The organism is Ferrovibrio sp., from assembly GCF_041906005.1.
In the GTDB taxonomy this organism is placed as follows: domain Bacteria; phylum Pseudomonadota; class Alphaproteobacteria; order Ferrovibrionales; family Ferrovibrionaceae; genus Ferrovibrio.
In genome coordinates this window covers 2,501,346-2,520,842 of record NZ_JAYRJY010000001.1, presented here as the reverse complement: position 1 = coordinate 2,520,842, position 19,497 = coordinate 2,501,346, and the positions used below count along the sequence as shown (strand labels likewise).

General features: G+C 66.1%; 23 protein-coding genes. 3 read left to right on the top strand and 20 right to left on the bottom strand.

Features of this window, described 5'->3' with window-relative positions; genetic code table 11:
• Window positions 1–136 precede the first annotated feature (136 nt).
• The 15 genes from ACE3OO_RS12360 to ACE3OO_RS12290 form a co-directional block, all read right to left on the bottom strand.
• Window positions 137–787, bottom strand: coding sequence for a glutathione S-transferase family protein (locus ACE3OO_RS12360; protein WP_374303291.1), 651 nt, complete (start codon window positions 785–787; stop codon window positions 137–139).
• A 304-nt stretch (window positions 788–1,091) separates the two neighbouring features.
• Window positions 1,092–3,020, bottom strand: a complete 1,929-nt coding sequence (gene ftsH, locus ACE3OO_RS12355; RefSeq protein ID WP_374303290.1) for an ATP-dependent zinc metalloprotease FtsH — start codon at window positions 3,018–3,020, stop codon at window positions 1,092–1,094.
• Between the two features lie 156 nt (window positions 3,021–3,176).
• Entirely contained in the window at window positions 3,177–4,457 is a 1,281-nt protein-coding gene (gene tilS, locus ACE3OO_RS12350; RefSeq protein ID WP_374303288.1) for a tRNA lysidine(34) synthetase TilS, read from the bottom strand.
• Between the two features lie 16 nt (window positions 4,458–4,473).
• Window positions 4,474–5,544, bottom strand: a complete 1,071-nt coding sequence (ybgF, locus tag ACE3OO_RS12345; RefSeq protein WP_374303286.1) for a tol-pal system protein YbgF — start codon at window positions 5,542–5,544, stop codon at window positions 4,474–4,476.
• A 109-nt stretch (window positions 5,545–5,653) separates the two neighbouring features.
• Complete coding sequence (pal, locus tag ACE3OO_RS12340; protein WP_374303284.1) at window positions 5,654–6,214, bottom strand: peptidoglycan-associated lipoprotein Pal; 561 nt, start codon at window positions 6,212–6,214, stop codon at window positions 5,654–5,656.
• A gap of 209 nt (window positions 6,215–6,423) precedes the next feature.
• A complete protein-coding gene (gene pal / locus ACE3OO_RS12335; RefSeq protein WP_374303282.1) occupies window positions 6,424–6,927 on the bottom strand; it encodes a peptidoglycan-associated lipoprotein Pal in 504 nt (167 codons plus the stop codon).
• 389 nt (window positions 6,928–7,316) lie between these two features.
• Window positions 7,317–8,654 (bottom strand): Tol-Pal system beta propeller repeat protein TolB, encoded by a 1,338-nt coding sequence (gene tolB / locus ACE3OO_RS12330; protein ID WP_374303280.1) that lies wholly within the window; start codon window positions 8,652–8,654, stop codon window positions 7,317–7,319.
• Window positions 8,655–8,702: 48 nt separating this feature from the next.
• Window positions 8,703–9,653 carry a hypothetical protein gene (locus ACE3OO_RS12325; RefSeq protein ID WP_374303278.1) on the bottom strand — a complete coding sequence of 317 codons (951 nt, stop codon included), beginning with the start codon at window positions 9,651–9,653 and terminating at the stop codon, window positions 8,703–8,705.
• Window positions 9,654–9,713: 60 nt separating this feature from the next.
• The gene (gene tolR / locus ACE3OO_RS12320) at window positions 9,714–10,163 is read right to left on the bottom strand and encodes a protein TolR (protein WP_374303276.1); all 450 of its coding nucleotides are present in this window, start codon (window positions 10,161–10,163) and stop codon (window positions 9,714–9,716) included.
• A 1-nt stretch (window position 10,164) separates the two neighbouring features.
• Window positions 10,165–10,902 carry a protein TolQ gene (gene tolQ, locus ACE3OO_RS12315; RefSeq protein WP_374303274.1) on the bottom strand — a complete coding sequence of 246 codons (738 nt, stop codon included), beginning with the start codon at window positions 10,900–10,902 and terminating at the stop codon, window positions 10,165–10,167.
• A gap of 33 nt (window positions 10,903–10,935) precedes the next feature.
• Window positions 10,936–11,361 (bottom strand): tol-pal system-associated acyl-CoA thioesterase, encoded by a 426-nt coding sequence (gene ybgC, locus ACE3OO_RS12310; RefSeq protein ID WP_374303271.1) that lies wholly within the window; start codon window positions 11,359–11,361, stop codon window positions 10,936–10,938.
• Window positions 11,354–12,412, bottom strand: coding sequence for a Holliday junction branch migration DNA helicase RuvB (gene ruvB / locus ACE3OO_RS12305; protein WP_374303269.1), 1,059 nt, complete (start codon window positions 12,410–12,412; stop codon window positions 11,354–11,356). Before ruvB ends, ybgC begins: the two co-directional genes overlap by 8 nt.
• Window positions 12,409–13,044: a Holliday junction branch migration protein RuvA gene (gene ruvA, locus ACE3OO_RS12300; protein WP_374303267.1), complete on the bottom strand. Its 636-nt coding sequence runs from the start codon at window positions 13,042–13,044 to the stop codon at window positions 12,409–12,411. The genes ruvB and ruvA overlap by 4 nt, the downstream gene beginning before the upstream one ends.
• The gene (ruvC, locus tag ACE3OO_RS12295) at window positions 13,041–13,550 is read right to left on the bottom strand and encodes a crossover junction endodeoxyribonuclease RuvC (RefSeq protein ID WP_374303265.1); all 510 of its coding nucleotides are present in this window, start codon (window positions 13,548–13,550) and stop codon (window positions 13,041–13,043) included. Before ruvC ends, ruvA begins: the two co-directional genes overlap by 4 nt.
• A gap of 36 nt (window positions 13,551–13,586) precedes the next feature.
• On the bottom strand, window positions 13,587–14,336 hold the full coding sequence (locus tag ACE3OO_RS12290; RefSeq protein WP_374303263.1) for a YebC/PmpR family DNA-binding transcriptional regulator: 750 nt from the start codon (window positions 14,334–14,336) through the stop codon (window positions 13,587–13,589).
• Between the two features lie 257 nt (window positions 14,337–14,593).
• On the opposite strand from ACE3OO_RS12290, the gene ACE3OO_RS12285 reads away from it, so the two are divergent.
• From ACE3OO_RS12285 to ACE3OO_RS12275, 3 genes are all read left to right on the top strand, one after another.
• Window positions 14,594–15,136 carry a hypothetical protein gene (locus tag ACE3OO_RS12285; protein ID WP_374303261.1) on the top strand — a complete coding sequence of 181 codons (543 nt, stop codon included), beginning with the start codon at window positions 14,594–14,596 and terminating at the stop codon, window positions 15,134–15,136.
• A 70-nt stretch (window positions 15,137–15,206) separates the two neighbouring features.
• Complete coding sequence (locus ACE3OO_RS12280) at window positions 15,207–15,707, top strand: PAS domain-containing protein (protein WP_374303259.1); 501 nt, start codon at window positions 15,207–15,209, stop codon at window positions 15,705–15,707.
• Complete coding sequence (locus tag ACE3OO_RS12275; protein ID WP_374303257.1) at window positions 15,704–16,186, top strand: PAS domain-containing protein; 483 nt, start codon at window positions 15,704–15,706, stop codon at window positions 16,184–16,186. Before ACE3OO_RS12280 ends, ACE3OO_RS12275 begins: the two co-directional genes overlap by 4 nt.
• Here the strand turns inward: ACE3OO_RS12275 and ACE3OO_RS12270 are convergent.
• The 5 genes from ACE3OO_RS12270 to ACE3OO_RS12250 all read right to left on the bottom strand — a co-directional run bounded on the left by ACE3OO_RS12270 (window position 16,177) and on the right by ACE3OO_RS12250 (window position 19,340).
• Window positions 16,177–16,773: a uracil-DNA glycosylase family protein gene (locus tag ACE3OO_RS12270; protein ID WP_374303256.1), complete on the bottom strand. Its 597-nt coding sequence runs from the start codon at window positions 16,771–16,773 to the stop codon at window positions 16,177–16,179. The genes ACE3OO_RS12275 and ACE3OO_RS12270 overlap by 10 nt on opposite strands.
• An 11-nt stretch (window positions 16,774–16,784) precedes the next feature.
• Window positions 16,785–17,594 (bottom strand): YmdB family metallophosphoesterase, encoded by an 810-nt coding sequence (locus ACE3OO_RS12265; RefSeq protein ID WP_374303254.1) that lies wholly within the window; start codon window positions 17,592–17,594, stop codon window positions 16,785–16,787.
• A 10-nt stretch (window positions 17,595–17,604) separates the two neighbouring features.
• Window positions 17,605–18,207 carry a 5-formyltetrahydrofolate cyclo-ligase gene (locus ACE3OO_RS12260; RefSeq protein WP_374303252.1) on the bottom strand — a complete coding sequence of 201 codons (603 nt, stop codon included), beginning with the start codon at window positions 18,205–18,207 and terminating at the stop codon, window positions 17,605–17,607.
• Window positions 18,208–18,402: 195 nt separating this feature from the next.
• A complete protein-coding gene (locus tag ACE3OO_RS12255; protein ID WP_374303250.1) occupies window positions 18,403–18,738 on the bottom strand; it encodes a cell division protein ZapA in 336 nt (111 codons plus the stop codon).
• A 14-nt stretch (window positions 18,739–18,752) separates the two neighbouring features.
• Window positions 18,753–19,340, bottom strand: a complete 588-nt coding sequence (locus tag ACE3OO_RS12250; RefSeq protein ID WP_374303248.1) for a hypothetical protein — start codon at window positions 19,338–19,340, stop codon at window positions 18,753–18,755.
• Window positions 19,341–19,497: the final 157 nt, after the last annotated feature.

Below are 19,497 nucleotides of genomic sequence, written 5' to 3'. Positions count from 1 at the left end.
CACGCGCTCATTCAATCAAATCGTCATCCCCGGGCTTGGCCCGGGGATCCACGTCTTTTCTGTCTGTCCAAAAAATAAATCGTGGATGGCCGGGCCAAGCCCGGCCATGACGATGGGGCGTGGGCGCCGCCTTCCTTCAGTCGAGCAGCGGTTCCATGTCCGGGTCGCCTTTTGCCATCGCGCGGCGATAGGCCGGGCGGGCGCCGATGCGCGCCAGATACGCGCGGATATGCGGATAGGGCGAGAGGTCGTAAGGCAGGTAGCGGCGCATGGTGGTGAGGCAGAAGACATTCATGATGTCGGCCGCCGTGAAATCCTGCCCGGCCAGCCACGGCACCTCGCCCAGGCGGGTTTCGAGCAACGCGAGGCAGAGTTCCATGCGCTGCTGCCCGGTGAGTACCGCCGGGTGATCGGCCGGCCGATTGAGCCGGCCCGAGATCAGCACGCGCATCAGGGCGGGCTGCAGCGTGCCGTTGGCGAAATGGAACCAGTAGAGATACTGGGCGAAACTCGGGTGGTCTTTCGTCAGCGCCAGACGGGCCCCTCCGTTTTCCTTGGTACCATATTTGGCGATGATGTAGTCCATCACCGCGCCGGATTCCGCCAGCACCATGCCGTCATCGGTGATGACCGGCGCGGAACCGATGGGATGCAGCGCCTTGTATTCGGGCGGCGCCATCACGGGCGCGCGGTCGTAACGCTTCAACTCGTAGGGGATGCCAAGCTCCTCGCAGAGCCAGACGATGCGTTCGGACTGCGACCTGCCGAGATGATGAACGGTGAGCATGTGGCCTCCCTGCGTGTATGGCGCGGGAGGGTAGCATGAAAAAAGCCCGGGGTGACGGGCTGCACCGGGAAACAGGTATCACTCAAACCGTCATGGCCGGGCTTGGCCCGGCCATCCACATGTTACCTTTTTCGGCCTGATAAAAAGTCGTGGATGCCCGGCACAAGGCCGGGCATGACGTTCTTGAGATGGGCCGACTGCCGCAACAGAAAAGCCCGGCACGAGGCCGGGCTTTTGAACGGGACCCCGGCTCAAGGCCGGGGTGACGATCTATGTTTACGCGCCGGGCCCCTCTTTTTGGCGCTTACGCGCCGGGCACGGGCTCCAGACCCGAGGGGCCGGGCTTGCCGCGCGAGCTGGTCGGCACGGCCGAGCGCGGGCCGGTATCGCCCGAGGACGAGGTCGGCTTGTCGTCGGGGCGGATGATCGCCTCGCCGCGCAGCAGCGCCTTCACCTCGTCGCCCGAGAGCGTCTCGTATTCCAGCAGCGCCTGCGCCACCTTGTCGAGGTCGTCGCGGTGTTCGGTGAGGATCCGGCGGGCGGCGGTTTCCGCCTCGTCGATGATGCGGCGGATTTCCTCGTCGATCAGCTTGGCCGTGGCATCCGAGACGTTCTTGCGCTGGGTGACGCTGTGGCCGAGGAACACCTCTTCCTCGTTATCGGAATAGCGCAGGCGGCCGAGCTTGTCGGACATGCCCCATTCCGTGACCATGCGACGCGCGAGGCCGGTGGCCTGCTGGATGTCGTTGGAGGCGCCGGTGGTGATGTTTTCCTTGCCGAACACCAGTTCTTCCGCCATGCGGCCGCCGAACATCATCGCCAGGCGCGATTCCAGCTCCAGCGTCGACATGGACAGCCGGTCCTTCTCGGGCAGCGACATGGTGACGCCCAGGGCGCGGCCGCGCGGGATGATGGTGACCTTGTGCAGCGGGTCATGCTTGGGCATGAACAGGCCGACCAGGGCATGGCCCGCCTCGTGATAGGCAGTGAGGCGCTTTTCCTCTTCGCCCATCACCATCGAGCGGCGCTCGGCGCCCATCATCACCTTGTCCTTGGCGGATTCGAAATCGGCCATGGTGACGACGCGGCGGTTACGGCGCGCGGCCAGCAGGGCAGCCTCGTTGACGAGGTTCGCCAGATCGGCACCCGAGAAGCCGGGCGTGCCGCGGGCGATGATCTTGGGGTCCACGTCGGGCGCCAGCGGCACCTTGCGCATGTGCACGCGCAGGATCTGCTCGCGGCCGATGATGTCGGGATTGGGCACCACGATCTGGCGGTCGAAACGGCCGGGGCGCAGCAGGGCCGGATCGAGCACGTCGGGGCGGTTGGTGGCGGCGATCAGGATCACGCCCTCGGTGGCCTCGAAGCCGTCCATCTCGACCAGCAGCTGGTTCAGCGTCTGCTCGCGCTCGTCGTTGCCGCCGCCCAGGCCGGCGCCGCGATGGCGGCCGACCGCGTCGATCTCGTCGATGAAGATGATGCAGGGCGCGTTCTTCTTGGCCTGTTCGAACATGTCGCGCACGCGGCTGGCGCCGACGCCGACGAACATTTCCACGAAATCAGAGCCCGAGATGGTGAAGAAGGGCACGTTGGCCTCGCCGGCGATGGCGCGGGCGAGCAGCGTCTTGCCGGTGCCGGGCGGGCCGACGAGCAGGCAGCCCTTGGGGATCTTGCCGCCGAGGCGCTGGAACTTCTGCGGGTCGCGCAGGAATTCGACGATCTCTTCCAGTTCGGTCTTGGCTTCCTCGATGCCGGCGACGTCCTCGAAGGTGACGCGGCCATGCTTCTCGGTCAGCAGCCGGGCCTTGGACTTGCCGAAGCCCATCGCCTTGCCGCCGCCGCCCTGCATCTGGCGCATGAAGAAGATCCACACGCCGATCAGCAGCAGCATGGGGAACCAGGAGATGAAGATGCTGAACAGCGGGTTGCCTTCCTCGGGCGGCGTGGCGGTGACGCGCACGCCACGCTCGGTCAGCTTGGTGACCATCGTGGGATCGTTCGGGATATAGGTGGTGAAGGAACGGCCGTCGCGGAAATGACCCGTCACGGTGTTGCTGCCGGTCTGGATCGAGACGTCGGTGATCTGGCCGTTATTCACGTCGTTGAGGAAATCGGAATAGGCGATCGACTGGCTGCCGGTGCGAACGCTGGGACCCTGGAACAGGTTGAAGAGCGCCACGACCAGAAGGCCGATGATCACCCACAACGCCAGATTACGACCGAACATGTTCACGGTTGCCTGATCCTTTTACCTGTCCGGGCCGGCGCAAGCTGTTGCTGCCGGACCCTGAAAACCCCTCGGGAAAAACTTTAACCGATTTCCCCGTTACCAAACCATAGATATGACCCCCGCGCCGCTAAACAAGCGGTTACCGGGGGCGATTCCGCCTCACCAATGCTTTCCGAATGTTACAGACAGGCCTGGCGGCAGGTCGCCCCAGCCCAGAGCGGGCACGGCCAGCAATTTCGCGCCTTCTCCCGCCGGGCCGCGCCAGATCGCCGGCAGGGTCGGCCAGGCGGCGGCGGGAATGGCCGATGAAACGTCCTCGGGACGGTGGCGGCCCAGCGGCGCCAGCGTCAGGCCGCGCGCGGTTTTCGGCACGGCGATCTCGAAGCGGCCATCCCAGGGCAGGCGGCTGCCGGGGACGAGCCTGATCGGCTCGGGCAGGTGGCGGGCCTCGCGGCAGACCAGAATTTGTGTTCCGTTCTTTTCCGGTCGCAACATGCAGCGGTGCAGCGTCGCCGGCGTTGGCGTCTTGCCGCGCAGGCCGTGCAGCAGCCGCTCCAGCCGCTCCAGTCGCGGCGGCAGCGGATCGCCGCCAACGGTTTTCAGCAGCAGCCCGAGCGCACGCAGGGCGATCTCGTCATCGGCGGATTGCAGCGGCGCAATATCCAGCCAGGCGATGCCGCCCGGCTCGACCCGCGCCATGGTCCGCAGCAGCGCGCGGGCGGCGGCATCCAGGGCGGCGCGGGCGCGGGCAAGGTTGCGCGCGGTGAGCGCCAGATGCGCCACCAGCTCGGCGCGCGCCACGGCATCCCCGCCGGCCAGATCGTCCAGCGCGCGGCGCACCCGCACGCGGGCGAAGGCGGGATTGGCGTTGCTCGGATCCTCGATCCAGGCCTGGCCGCGTTTGCGCAAGGTGGCGACGAGATCGGCCTTGGGCACATCCAGCAGCGGCCGCAGCAGGATGAAATCCCGCTCCAGCATGCGCGCGGGCTGCATCGCCGAGAGGCCATCGACGCCCGAACCGCGCAGGGCGCGCAGCAGCAGCGTCTCGGCCTGGTCCTCGCGGTGATGCGCCAGCAGCAGATGGACGATGCCGGCCTTCGCGCAGGCGTCACGCAGCAGACCGTAGCGCGCCTCGCGGGCGGCTTCCTGCCGGTTGGCTGATGGCTTCGCGCCGCGCCAGGTGAGAATGCGGCAATCCATGCCGGCCTTTTTCAGCCAGCGCGCCACCTGTCTGGCTTCGGCGGCGGATTCGGGCCGCAGGCCGTGATCGACGGTGTAGGCTTGCAGGCGGATCTTGTGTTTCGCCGCCCAGCCGCGGCACAGCAGGGCCAGCGCCATGCTGTCGGCCCCGCCCGAGACGGCAACCGCGATGGCATCCACGCCACGCGGCAGCAGGGGCCTGAGCAGGCGCCCGAAGGCGGCAGGCGTCAGCCCCGGCATGACAGTAAGGGCCGGATCAGCGGCAGTTGATCTTGCCGCGTTCGCGCGTGGCCGCGTCCTTCACATGCTGCGGCGCCTGCGGAAAATCCTTGGTAAGCTGGCCGAGCGCCGCGCAGGCTTCCGGGTTCTTCTTCATCGCCGCCAGCGACATGCCGAGTTTCAGCAGGCTGTCGGGCGCCTTGGTGCTTTTGCCGTAGCCCTGATAGCCCTGCAGGAAAGCCTGGGCGGCCTGTTCATATTGCTGGCGCACGTAATAGGTCTCGCCCAGCCAGTATTGCGCATTGCCGGCCAGCGGATCCTGCGGATGGGCGCCGAGGAATTCGCGGAAAGCAGCTTCGGCATCGACATAGTCGCTCTGCACCAGCAGCTTGTAGGCGTAATTGTAGCGCTCCTGCGGCGTGCCGGCGGGCAGCTTGCCGCGGGCCGAGGGCCCGGCAGGCGCCGCCGGGGCACGGGCGGTCTGCTGCGGCGCGGCGGCGGCGCCTTGCAGCGGCCGGCCCTGGGCGTCCACCGGCATGGAGCCGAGCACGCCTTCCTTGGTCGGCGCCTGGCCCGGCGTGGCCGAAGTGGAACCGCGCGCGACTGGCTGCTGACCGGGCGGCTGCTGGCCGGGCTGCGGGCCGGCGGCCGGCGTGGCGGCCGGCGGCCTGACCTGTTCGATGCTGCCGGCGGCAGCACCCGGCTGCCCGGCGCCACCGCGCTCGATCTGCGTGAGGCGGAAATCGACATCTTCCACCAGCTTGTCGATGCGGCGGTTGGCCTGGCTGGAGTTGAACTCGACCTGTTCGAAACGGCCGGTCAGCTCGCGGATCTGGTTTTCCAGCTCGTCGATGCGGCTGTTCAGCCGGTTGGCGATGGAGGAACTGTCGCCGCCATCGGAGAGCGGCGCGGAACTGACCGCGCCCGAACCCGAAGGCGCCGGGCCGCCACGATAGACCTGGCGCTGCAATGTACGCAGGTCGTTTTCCAGCCGGTTCAGCCGGTCGAGCGTCTGGGCATCCTGGGCAGCCGCCGGCAGCGACAACAGGAGCGTGCCCAGAATCAAAATCCCGGGAACAAGGGTGCGGGCGGCAGGTAGCGCAGGCATGGCAGACCCCATGGAGCCGAATCGGGCGAGACGCCGAGTTTACCGGGGTTTACGTCAAAAGCATGGCGTCTCGCAACGCCGAGGCAGCGGCCCGGTCACGCCCGCGCGGTCAGCTGCCGGCGCGGGCATCCCCCAAGACGGTGACGGCGCGGCGATTCTCCGCCCAGGCCGCCTCGTTGGAGCCAAGCGCCACCGGGCGTTCCTTGCCGTAGGACAGGGTGGTGATGCGCTGCGCCGGGATGCCCTGGTTCACCAGATAATTGCGCACCGCGGTCGCGCGCCGGTCGCCCAGTGCAAGGTTATATTCGCGGGTGCCGCGTGCATCGGCATGACCTTCGATGGTGATGCGCCATTGCGGATAACGCTTCAGCCACGCGGATTGCTTGTCCAGCGTGGCGGTCGCCGCCGCCGTGAGCGAGTGGGAATCGGTTTCAAACAGCACCCGGTCGCCCACCTCGACGGCGAACTGGCGCTGCGCCTCAGTGGCGCTGCCGGCCATGCCGCCCAGGTTTTCGGTGCCGACGCCGCGCCCGCCGGCGCCCATCTGGCCACCGCTGCCCGAGCCATAGCTCGTACCTGGCGCCGGCTGCGGCGCACTTTCGCAAGCAGCCAGCCCCCCAATCACGGCAGCGACCAGCGCCATCCGCATCACCCCATCACGCAACACCATCTTGGTGCACTCCCCTTCAGTTCACGCGGTCTGCCCGCCCGTCGCAGTTAAACGCGCATAATGCGGCGAAACAGCGAATCTTTTGCGGCAGAAAAACGGCAGTCGCGCGGACTGCCAAAAACCATCTTTGAAAACGCAGAACGCCCGCCTGCCGAAAGACAGACGGGCGTTCCGGAATTTCCGTCAGGCGGCGAACCGCCCGGCTTCAATTAGTTCGACAGGACCGTCACGCCGCGACGGTTCTGAGCCCAGGCGGCCTCGTTCGAACCCAGAGCCACCGGACGCTCCTTACCGTAGGAGATCGTGGTGACGCGGTTCGCCGGGATGCCCTGGTTGATCAGGTAGGTCTTGACGGCGTTGGCGCGGCGCTCACCCAGAGCAAGGTTGTACTCGCGGGTGCCGCGTTCGTCGCAGTGACCCTCGACCACGATCTTCCACTGGCCATAGCGCTTCAGCCAGGCGGCCTGCTTGTCCAGAGTGGCCTTGCCGGCCGGCTTCACTTCGAACTTGTCATAGTCGAAGAACACGCGGTCGCCGACGTTGACCTGGAAGTCCTGCACGGTGCCCGGCGCGATGCTGGTCTGGCCGGTAGCGGCGCTGGCGCCAGTACCGCCGGTCGAAGCAGCCTGTTGCGGAGCCGATTCGCAGGCGGCGAGGAGCAGGCCCACAGCGGCGACGGCCACAAACTTGGAGCCGAAGGTGTTGAGGCGCATTTTTTTTATCCCTCCAAGGGTTTCGAGAGTGAGATCAGATACCTGAACGAGCACAGAAAACTTGCGTTTCATCCCGGTTGTCGAGTTCAACACCCGAAACGAAGCGTCTGACAAACCACTGGCTTCTCCCCGGTACGCCGGCGCCGCAGACAATCTCTGGTACGCAATCCTAGAGAGCCTGTCAGCGCAAACGTTGCCGGAACCAATGGTTCAAGCCATTGCGTCACAATCGACTATATCGGCCGATTTTTCCTGAATCAATAGGCGTAAAGGCTTGTAAAGACTAATCCGGCCCCTGAGGCATTTCTGCAACAGAGGCCGGAAAAGCAGGATTTATCCCCAGGCTGCCAAGGATCTGGGGACCAAATGATGAAAGGTCCGTCCCCGGATCAGGGCGACAACGGCGACCAGGCCGGGTCGGAAGCATCGATCGGGGTGGGGATTTCGCGTTCGTTGTAGCCCGTCAGGTCGATGGAGACCAAACGGACCCGCTGGCCGCGGCCACGCGCATCCGGCGGATTCTCACGATAGAACATCAGCACGCGGCCATTGGGTGCCCAGGTCGGCGCTTCCTGCACCAGGCCGGACGACGAAAGGATGCGTTCGCCAGAGCCATCGGGGCGCATCACGCCGATCGAGAACTGGCCCTGGTATTCCTTGGTGAAGGCGATCAGGTCGCCGCGCGGCGACCAGACCGGCGTGGAATAGCGGCCCTGGTTGAAGCTGATGCGGCGCTGGTCGGTGCCGTCGGCATTCATCGTGTAGATCTGCTTGGTGCCGCCGCGGTCGGAGTTGAAGGTGATACGACGACCATCAGGCGAAAACGACGGCGAGGTGTCGATGGCCGGATCGGCGGTGAGCCGCGTGCGCTGACGCGTGCGCAGGTTCATCATGTAGACATCGGAATTGCCGTCGACGGCCAGCGACATGATCACGCGGTTGCCATCGGGCGAGAAACGCGGCGCGAAGGTCATGCCCGGGAAATCGCCGACCAGTTCCTGCTGCCCGGTGTCGATGTTGAACAGATACACGCGCGGCTTGTCGTTGAAATACGACAGGTAGGTGATTTCCTGCTGACTGGGACTGAAGCGCGGCGTCAGCACCAGGAAGCGGCCATCGGTAAGGAAGCGATGATTCTCGCCATCCTGATCCATGATCGCGAGGCGTTTCACGCGGCGGTCGGCCGGGCCGCTTTCGGCCACATAGACGACGCGGGTATCGAAATAGCCATCCTCGCCGGTGACGCGCTTGTAGATCGCATCGGCGATGCGGTGCGCCAGGCGACGCCAGTTGTCGGGCGTGGTCCACTGCGCCAGACCGGTCATCTGCTGCTCGGCGGCAACATCCCAAAGGCGGAATTCGCTGCGCAACTGGCCGTCGGGCTGGATTTCGATGCGGCCCGTGACCAACGCATCGACATTGATCACACGCCAATCCTGAAACCGCGGCAGCACGCGCATGGCCGCCGGGCTTTGCAGATGGGCGCGCGGATCGGCGGGCTTGAACAGACCGGAGCGTTCGAGATCGGCGCGGATCACGCGGGCGACATCGGCACCGATCTTGGTTCCCTGAGGATTGTCGGCGTCGAAATCGGAAATCGCGATCGGCACCGGCTTGAAGTTGCCGCGCGTGATATCGATCTCGACGGCGGCCTGTGCCGCCACGGCGAGGAACAGCGTGGAGACCAGCGCCGCCAGCCCGGCCAAGAGATGGACTTGGGGCCGCATCGTCTTCTCCTTCATCGTCGTCCCGGTCATCACTGCTCCCGTCATGTGTTAGCCACCCAGCATCTGTCGTGGATCGAAATTCAGGATGATGTCCTGACTCCACTTTTCCTTGTCGCCCGGCGGCAGTTGAAAGGGCACCGCCTTGAGCACGGCGCGGCGCGCCGATTCAGCGGCCGAGCGATAGCTTTCCTGGCCCGGCAGATACATGCGTGCCTGATCGACGATTTCCGGCTGCGTGCGCAGCGAACCGTCGGGGTTGAGGCTGAAGCGGATGCGCACGATCAGGTTCGAGGCATCCTTGGCGCCGATATCGAACTGCCAGCGGTCTTCCACCTGCTTGCGGATGAAATCCTTCTCGCTCATCGAGATCGGCAGATTGGGATTCGACGGCCCCTCGGCGCGCGGCGCGGCGGCCGGCGGCGTGCGCGAGGCGGTCTGCGGCGCCTGCTGCGGCTGGGCGGCCGGCGGCGCCTTCATCTTGTTCACCAGGGCGGCGACATCCGTGAAGCTGGGCGTCTTGCTCTTTTCTTCCGGCCGCTGGGTGGTTTTCGGCGGCACCGGCTTGGCTTCAGGCTTCGGCTTCTCGGCCACCTTCGGCGGCTCGGGTGTCTCGACCACTTCCTTGGGCTTGGGCAGCGGCTTGGGCGACGGCACCGGTTCGGGCATCGGCGCGGGCTTGGGTGCCTCGGCCTGCTTGGGCGGTTCGGGCGTGGGGGGCGGAGGCGGCGGAGGCGGCGCCACGGCCTGCGGCTGCGGCTTGGGCGGCTCGGGCGTCGGCTTCTGCTCGGGGGCCGGCTCTTCCTTCGGCTCGGCCTTGCTTTCGACCACCTTGGGCTGCGGCTTGGGCACGTTGGTCTTGTCGGCGATCGGCGCAAATTCGGCCAGGATCACCGGCGGCTCGGCGTCGCGCTTGGGCTCCCAGTACGGCAGGCCGAACACGGCAATCGCGACGATGCCGGCATGCAGGCTGGCCGAGAATATGTACGAGGAGCGTTGCACGCGTCTAACTCACACCTTTGAAAACGTCAGCGGCCCTTGCCGCCGCCTGCCAGTCATCTGTTAACGCCGCGGCGCCGCAGCGGCGGGCGGATTGCCGACCAGCGCCACCTTGGTGAAACCGCCGGAATTGATCAGGCCCATCACTTCCAGCACCTTGCCGTAATTGATCGCCTGGTCGCCGCGCACAAAGATACGTCGGTCGGGCGCATTGCCGGCCACGGCCTGCAGGCGCGGCACAAGCTGGTCTAGCTCGACAGCCGTTTCCTGAAGGTAAATGACGCCCTTGGAATCGATGGTGACGCTCAAGGGCTCGTCCTGGCCCTGGATCGCCGCCGCCTGGGTCTTGGGCAGATCGACCTGCACGCCGACGGTGAGCAACGGCGCGGCCACCATGAACACGATCAGCAGCACCAGCATGACGTCGACCAGCGGCGTCACGTTGATGTCGGACATCGGCCGGCGTTTCATCCGGCCGCCGCGGGTGGACCCGCCGCCCATCTGCATGCCCATGTCAGGCTGCCTCTTCTTCGTCGAGCTGGCGCGACATCAGCGCCGAGAACTCGCCGGCAAACCCTTCCAGCCGCACATTCAGCCGGCCGAGATCGTTGGAGAACTTGTTGTAGGCCATCACCGCCGGAATGGCGGCCAGCAGGCCAAGCGCCGTGGCAAACAGCGCCTCGGCGATGCCCGGCGCCACCACGGCCAGGGATGTGTTCTTGGACGAGGCGATGGCGTGGAACGAGTTCATGATGCCCCAGACCGTGCCGAACAGGCCGACGAAGGGCGACACCGAACCGACCGAGGCGAGGAAGCCGAGATAGCGCTCCAGGCGCTCCATCTCGCGGTCGATGGAGACGCGCATCACCTGGCCAATACGGACCTGCAGCGAGCCCAGCCCGTGCTTGCCGCGCACCAGGCCGCGCTCGGTGGAGCGGCGCCATTCGCGCATGGCGGCCACGAACAGCACCGCCATCGGATGCTGCGGGCCGGCGATCGAGAGCCGGTCGTAAAGGGCATCCAGCGAGCCACCCGACCAGAAGTCGTTCTCGAACTTGTCGGTATCGGCGATCACCTTCCGGATCTTGATCAGCTTGTCGAAGATGATGGCCCATGACCAGAACGAGGCCAGGACCAGCATGAGCATGACGGCCTTGACGATCCAGTCGGCCTGCAAAAAGAGCGCCCAGAGCGAGAGGTCGGAGGCGGCGGCCGAGCCACCGAGCGGCATGGCGCTAACGGTCCTGTCCATACGATTCGAGTCCTTCCATGAGGTGTTAGCAGATCAATGCGATAAATTTGGTGAAAGTGTGGCGAAAACCGTGGCAATGCGTGGCGGCACCCGTCTGGCCCGTCCGTCCCGGTCGATACAGGCCAGTTTGACCTGGGCCCGGACCAGCAGATCCTCGCCACGCCAGACATCCTGGCGGGCGGTCAGGCTGGCGCCACGCAATTCGGTGATGGCGGTGGCGACCACCAGTTCCTCGTGCAGGCGGGCAGGCTTCAGGTAATCCACATTGCAGGACCGCACGGCAAAGGCCACACCGCCCGGCTCGTTCATCAGGCTGTGCTGGTCGATGCCGTTCTGCAGCAGCAGGTCGGACCGGCCGCGCTCGATGAACCGCAGGTAATTGGCGTAATAGACGATGCCGGCGGCATCGGTGTCTTCCCATTGCACCCGCAGGGGATAGCGATGAAGCGTTTCAGGCATCATCGTCTCCCAGAAGATCGAGCTGGCTGGCGCCGAGCCCGGCCGGCGGATTGAGGCCGATATGGCCGAAGGCCGCCGGGGTGAGCAGGCGGCCGCGCGGCGTGCGCTGCAGGAAACCCTGCTGGATCAGATAGGGTTCGATGATGTCTTCCAGCGCGTCGCGCGGTTCGGACAGGGCGGCGGCGATGGTTTCCACGCCCACCGGGCCGCCCGAGAAATCGCGGGCGATCACATTCAGATACCGCCGGTCCATGGCGTCCAGGCCGCGGACATCGACTTCCAGGCGCAAAAGTGCCGCATCGGCCGTCTTGGCATCCACCACCTTCGCCCCGGCATGGGCGGCGAAATCGCGCACCCGGCGCAGCAGCCGGCCGGCCACGCGCGGCGTGCCGCGGGCGCGGCGGGCGATTTCGCGGGCGCCGGAAGCATCGAGTTCCAGGTTGAGGATGCGGGCGCCGCGTCGCACGATGAGTTCGAGTTCCTCGACCTCATAGAAATTCAGCCGCAGCGGAATGCCGAAGCGTTCGCGCAACGGCGTGGTGAGAAGCCCAGATCGCGTGGTGGCGCCCACCAGGGTAAACGGCGGCAGGTCGATACGCACGCTGCGCGCCGACGGCCCTTCGCCGATGATCAGGTCGAGCTGGAAATCCTCCATGGCCGGATAGAGGATTTCCTCCACCGCCGGATTGAGGCGATGGATCTCGTCGATGAACAGCACGTCGCGCGCTTCGAGGTTGGTCAGCAGCGCGGCGAGATCGCCGGCCTTGGCGATCACCGGCCCCGAGGTGGCCTTGAAGTTGACGCCCAGTTCGCGCGAGACGATCTGCGCCAGCGTGGTTTTGCCCAGGCCCGGCGGACCGTGCAGCAGAACGTGATCCAGCGCCTCGCCGCGGCTTTTGGCGGCCTGGATGAAGATATCGAGATTTTCCCGCGCCCTGGCCTGGCCGATAAAATCGCCCAGCTGCTGGGGTCGCAGGTGGCGCTCGAACTCGTCGCCCTCGGCCTTGCCGCCGGACACCAGACGCGCCTCGCTCACAGCCTCCCGACTCATTGGGCCAGCTCCTTCAGGCCCGCGCGGATCAGATCCTGCACGTTCAATTCTTTATTGGGGGTCTTGTCGCCGAGATTGCGCGCGGCGGCGGTGACGGCGCCGAAGGCATCGGCGCGCTTGTAACCCAGATTGACCAGGGCCGAGAGCGCATCGGCCACCGGGCCGCTTTCGGAACCCGGCGCGGCCGCCGCCTCGCCTGCCCCGGCCTGGGCCACCGGCCCGAGCGCGATGCCGCCCACCTTGTCCTTCAGTTCGGTGATCAGCCGCACGGCCAGCTTCGGTCCCACGCCGTCGCAGCGGTTGAGCGTGGTCTTGTCGGCGCTGGCGATGGCGCGGAACAATTCGTCGGGCGACAGCGCCGACAGGATGCCCAGCGCCACCTTGGCGCCGACGCCCTGCACGGTCTGCAGCAGGTTGAACCAGCCGCGCTCGGCCTCGGAGAGGAAGCCGTAGAGATGGATGTGGTCTTCCCGCACATGGGTCTCGATATACAGCCGCGTCGCCTCGCCCGGCCTGGGCAGGGCGCGCAAGGTGCGGGCCGAACAGAAGACCTGGTAGCCGACGCCGCCGACATCGAGGATGCAGGCCGTGTCACCCACGGAATCGAGCAGGCCGCTGAGCTTGGCGATCATCGGCCGATCCTGAGATCCGCCGCCATGACGCGGCGGCTGGTGGCGGCATGATGGGCATGGCAGATCGCCACCGCCAGGGCATCCGAGGCATCGGCGCCGGTGACGCTCACGCCGGGCAGCAGGCGTTTGACCATGGCATGCACCTGGTCCTTGTCGGCCGCCCCTGTGCCCACCACCGCCTTTTTCACCACGGTCGGCGCGTATTCCGCCACCGGCAATCCGGCCTGGGCCGGCGCCAGCAGCACGACGCCACGCACCTGGCCGAGCTTCAGCGTGGAGGACGGGTTCTTGTTGACGAAGGTTTCTTCCACGGCCGCCGCCTGCGGCCGCCATTCGGCGATGATCTCGGTCAGCGCGTCGTGCACGGTGCGCAGGCGGGCGGCCAGTTCGTCGTCGGGGTTGGTGCGGATGGTGCCGTGCGCCACATGGCTCAACCGGTTGCCCTCGGCGAGGATCACGCCCCAGCCGGTGGCACGCAGGCCCGGATCGAGTCCGATGATGCGCATGTAATGGCCCAATCCGCTCCTTGTGCTGATGCCGCGTCAGCTTGCCAGCTTGCGCAGTTCGTCTTCGGAAATTTCGAAATTGGCGTAGACGGTCTGCACGTCGTCGGAATCTTCCAAAACCTCGATCATCTTCAGCAGCGTCTCGGCCTTCTCGCCATCGATCGGCGTGGTCGTCTTGGGCCGCCAGACCAGCTTGGCCGATTTCGGCTCGCCGAAGGCCTTTTCCAGCGCCTCGCGCACGGCGGCGAAATCGTCCTGGCTGCAGGTGACGGTGTGGCCGTCCTCATCCGACTGCACGTCGTCGGCGCCGGCTTCCAGCGCGCCTTCGAACAACGCCTCGGCCGAGGCAGCGGCGGCCGGGAAGACGATCTCGCCCACCCGGTCGAACATGAAAGCGACCGAATTGGTCTCGCCCAGGGCGCCGCCATTCTTGGAGAAAGCGGCGCGCACCTCGCCGGCGGTGCGGTTGCGGTTGTCGGTCAGCGCCTCGACGATCACGGCGACGCCGCCGGGACCATAGCCCTCGTAGCGCACCTCTTCGTAATTGTCGGCACCATCGGCCCCCGAACCGCGTTTGATGGCACGGTCGACCGTGTCTTTCGGCATGTTGGCGGCCCGGGCGGCCTGGATGGCGGCGCGCAGGCGCGGGTTGGTGTTGGGGTCGGGCTGGCCCATGCGGGCCGCCGTGGTGAGTTCGCGGATCAGCTTGGTGAACACCTTGGCGCGCTTGGCATCCTGGGCGCCCTTGCGGTGCATAATATTCTTGAACTGGGAATGGCCGGCCATGACCTGAACCTGTGGATGATCGTGAAAAAGCAAACGAATCGGGCATGTTTACCATATTTCGGCCGCCACCGGCAGCCGGCCCGGCGGCCCGGATAAAGCCGCGCCCACGCAAATGCAAGCGGCGGACCGGCCAAAGCCGATAAACCATTGCGAGCAGAAGACGAAATTCATACTATCCAAAGAATCGCCCGGTCGGGCAGCCGATCCCGGCAGATTCAAATTTACGCTGCGTTATCAATCGTATACACAAATCCAGCATGTCCGATCTTCTGCATCTGGCCGCCCTGCGCGACACCACGGCCCTGCCCGGTTCCGGGTTGCCGGGCTATCCGCAATCGGCGCTGCTGAACCAGGCCTATGCCTTGTGGCTGACGGCATGCGGCACACGGGAAATGCCGGCCTGGCCCGACGTGACCGAACGCCACCCGGACCTGCTGCATCCCCAGACCCTGCTGCTGAGCGTGCAGCAGGAACCGCTGGATTTCCGCTACGAGCTGATCGGCAGTCGCATCCAGGCGATTCTCAACACTGACTATACCGGCATGACGCTGAGCCAGGTGCCGCACCAGCGTCCGCCCAGCCTGGTCTGGGACCATCTCGCGGCTGCCGTGGATGCGCGTGCGCCGATCAAGGGCGTGGTGCCCTATGTGGGCCGCAGCCGCGATGTCGGCGGCATCTTCCACATCGTGCTGCCGCTTTCCGATGACGGCGTGACGGTGGACCGCGTGCTGGTCTGCGTCGACCTCGCGCCGCCGATCCGCCTGCAGGACGGCACGCCGCCCTTCACGCAACTGGGCTGACACCCGATCACGCGGTATTCAACCCGAAAGACCGCGACAGCCCGGTAAGGCCGGCCTAGCATCCTCCGGCATGCTCGACCTCAACCGCGCCACCTTCCTGCTGCAACAAGGCTACCGCTACTGGGATGCGAAACGGGCCGGCAAGCGCATGCCGAGCCGAGCCGATATCGATCCGATCGAGATGCCTGCCCTGCTGCCGCATGTGGTGCTGCTGGAGGTGCTGCGCGACGTCGAGCCCGACTGGCCGCTGGATTTCCGCTATCGCCTGATGGGCAGCGCGGTGGAGGCGCATCTGACCATGCGGTATGGCGGCCTGCGCATGAGCCAGATTCCGCACCAGAAGCCGCCGAGCCGCATGTGGGAGAATTTCAGCATGGTGGTGCAGAGCGGCAAGCCGCTGATCACCCAGGTTCCCTATATCGGCCCGCACAAGGATTTCCTCGCCGCCCAGGACCTGATCACGCCGCTGTCGCACGATGGCAAGAACGTCGACATGCTGCTCAATTTCGTCGATTTCATTTCGCGCCAGGGGTTCGGCCCGCCGCCAGCCGAGGAGCCGCAATTGCCGTGACCCCGTTACGCGACAGGATTGAGCGCGATGGGGCGACACCCATGCTGCTGCGCGGCTTCGACTACTGGGACGCATTGCGCAATGGTCGCGCGATGCCGGCGCGCGCCGATATCGAACCGGCTGCGATCAAGCCATTGCTGCCGCATGTGGTGCTGATGGACGTGCTGCACGACGCCGATCCCGACTGGCCGCTGGATTTCCGCTACCGCCTGATCGGGACACAGGTGGATGCGATGATGAATGGCCGCTATACCGGCCTGCGCATGAGCAGCCTGCCGCATCAACGACCGCCGGCGAAAATCTGGTCCAGCCTGCAAAGGGTGAGCGAAAGCGGCCAACCGACCGTCAATCGCGTGCCTTATATCGGCCCGCACAAGGATTACCTGTCGGTGGTCGACATGGTGATGCCGCTGGGCATCGACGGTCAGACCATCGACATGCTGTTCTGCCTGATCGAGTTCGTGCCGCGTCAGTCGTGAAGCGCGCCCCGCACCGCGCTGCGCAGGGCGGGCAGCACGTCGGTCGTGAACCAGGGGTTCCGTTTCTGCCAGGCGATGTTGCGCCAGCTTGGATGCGGCAGCGGAAAGAAGCCGCCCGGCAGATAGTTGCGGAAATGCCGCACCGTCTCGGTCATGGTCTTCTGCCGCAGACCATTCAGGTAATGCATCTGGGCATATTGCCCAACCAGCAGGGTGAGGCGGATATCGGGCAGCAGGGCGCGCAGCCGGTGATGCCATAGCGGCGCGCATTCCGGACGCGGCGGGTTGTCGCCACCTTTCGGGTCGCGGCCGGGATAGCAGAAACCCATCGGCATGATGGCGATGCACGTGGCATCGTAAAACGTGTCGCGATCCATGCCGAGCCAGCCGCGCAGCACGTCGCCGCTGCGGTCGTTCCACGGCAGACCCGTTTCATGCACCTTGGTCCCCGGTGCCTGACCGATGATCAGCAGACGCGCGCCGGGCTTCATGCGCACCACGGGGCGCGGCCCGAGCGGCAGATGTGCGGCGCAATGGCGGCAAGCGCGCACCTCGTCCAGCATGGCATCAAAGCGACGAGACGCCATGCGGTGGCCTTCTACAACGTGGCCTGCAACAGCCGGCCACCGAGACGCAGCGGCGCGATGCGCGTGGCAAGTCCGGTGCGGTCGTCGGTCTCGACATAGACGGCGCAGAGCGTGGCATCGCCGTTGGCGGGTTCAAACCGGCCGCCCGGCACCTTGCGGGTGAAGCGGTTCAGCGGCTCGGCCTTGTCCATGCCGATCACCGAATTGTAATCGCCACACATGCCGGCATCGGTCTGATAGGCCGTGCCCTTGGGCAGGATCTGCGCATCGGCCGTGGGCACATGGCTGTGTGTGCCGCAGACCAGCGAGACACGGCCGTCGCAGAAATGGCCCATCGCCATTTTCTCCGAGGTCGCCTCGCCATGGATGTCGACGATCGCGGCATCGATGCCCGCCCCCATGCGGTATTTCTGCAATTCGGCATCCACGGCGGCGAAGGGATCGTCCAGCGGGTCCATGAACACCCGGCCCATCACCTGCACCACCAGCACCTTGCGGCCGTTCTGCAGCGTGAAGACCGTGGCGCCCTTGCCCGGCGTGCCCTTGGGATAATTCAGCGGCCGCAACAGCTTTGGGTCGCCGTTGATATAGGCCAGCGTCTCGCGCTGGTCCCAGGCATGGTTGCCCAGCACGATGGCGTCGACGCCAGCGGCATAGAATTCCTCGCAGATCTTGCCCGTGATGCCGAAACCGGCGGCCGCGTTCTCGCCATTGACCAGCACGAAATCCAGGCCAAGCGACTGGCGCAGTTCGGGAATCCGCGCCAGCACCGCATCGCGGCCCGACCGCCCCACCACATCGCCGCAATAAAGAAGCTTCACTGCAAAACCCTCATCGTTCAAAGGCCAGCGCACCGCGCTCGGTCACCGCCCAGTCCAGTCTTTCATCCAGCGGCCCGGATGGCAATTCCGCCACCTGCTGCACGGCGAAGGCATAGCCGACCGCCAGAATGGATCCGGCGGAGCGCAGGGCAGCCAGGGTGGCATCGTAGAAGCCGCCGCCCATGCCCAGCCGGTGGCCGGCCGCATCGAAGCCGACCAGCGGCACGATCAGGATATCGGGTATCAGCACCGGCGCATCCTCGGGCGGCGCGGGAATGCCGAAACGGCCGGCCGGCGGCGCGGTGGATATGGCATCCCATCGGCGGAAGACCAGCGGCTGCGCCTTCCGCGCCGCCACGCCGGGCAGCAGGAGGATGGCGCCGCGCTGTTGTAGCGCCTGCATCAGCGGACGCGGATCAAGTTCGTCATCCATCGGCCAGTAGCCGGCCACCGCCCGCCCGGCCCGCACCGGAATGGCGGCAAGAAAACGCTGCGCCGCCAAGGCCGCGATGGCATCGCCATTGGCCGCCCTGGCCTCGTGCCGGCGCTGCTGCAGCTTTGCGCGCAGGTTGGCCTTGCGGCGGTCAAGGTCGGGATCGGAGATCGGGGGCATCCGGTTGGCGGGAAAAAATGCGGACGGGCCCACCCTGGCCGTTGGCGTGAACTAACCTCTGTGGCCTGGCGTACCAGGTGGGCGCCGTATGATCGAAACCACGGTTTCGGCAGGGACAGCTCCCTCAGAGATGAGCATTGGCCCCAGGGTTATGTAAGCCTGACGCACCGGGCAGCACACCGTCCTGCCCTTAACTTAGGTGCTCTCCAGCTTGGCGGCAATGTCTTCCAGCCGTTTTGCCAGGCCAACCAGGGCATCGGCCCCTTCCGTGGCGGTTTTCTGCTCCGCCCGGAAGGCTGCGATCTCCTGCCGCATGGCCGCCACGTCGCGCTGGGCCTGCTCCAGGTCGTCAGCGAGGGTGAGCGCGGTCATCAGCATCAGCCGCGGTTCGCCGACCTGGCCGACCAGGGCCGCCAGTTCACGCACGCGGGCGTCCAGAACCTGCGACAGGCGGCGGACCTGATCCTCTTCGCCATCGTCACAGCCGATTTCATAAAGGCGGCTGTTGACCGTGACCTTCACCATAGCCATTGCAGCCTCCGTTCTCAGCCCAACTCTCGGCCTGGGGCCTGGCTGTCGAGCGCCTGGCGCAGCCGCGCCATCGTCGCTTCCAGCCGGGCGGCGATGCCCGACTGGAAGGCCTGCATCTCATCCTGCGCCGCGCGCGCCGCGGCCAGTTCGGCTTTCAGCGCGGTGAGGTCGGCATCGCCGCCAACCTGCACGGGCGACGGTGCAGGCCCGGGTGCAGGCCCGGGTGCAGGCACGGCCTGCACAGCCGCCAGTCGGGCCAGCAAACCATCGCGTTCGGCCTTCAGCGCCGCAATTTCGGCATCGCGCGACGCCAGAATTCCGGCGTCGGCAGTGGGTGCCGCGAGGGACACGGTCTCTTCCTCGCGCTGGATCTGCGCCAGCTCCTCGCGCAGGGCATCGACCAGGGCGGCCCGTTCACGGAAGCTTTCGGCCTCGGCGCGGGCGGCCTGCAGCTCCTCGCGCAGGGTTTTCAGCTCTGCGGCGGCCAGTCCATGTTGCTCGGCGAGGGCACGGAAGGCGCTGGCGCGCTGCGCCAGGGCGGCATCGAGACGCCGCACCGCCTGCTCCATCGCGGCAACCGCTGCGGAGACGCCAGTATGCATCGGGTCTTTCTGCTGATTGGTGTTGTACGACAAACTTGATATGGAAGATAAACTTCGTGCTGTTGCAGCGTCAACCGAACCGCCAAGGAATGCTTCTGGGAAAGCGCCGGGAAAAACCCCCGGGAAAGTGCCCGGATAACCAACGGTTTCAGCCCCT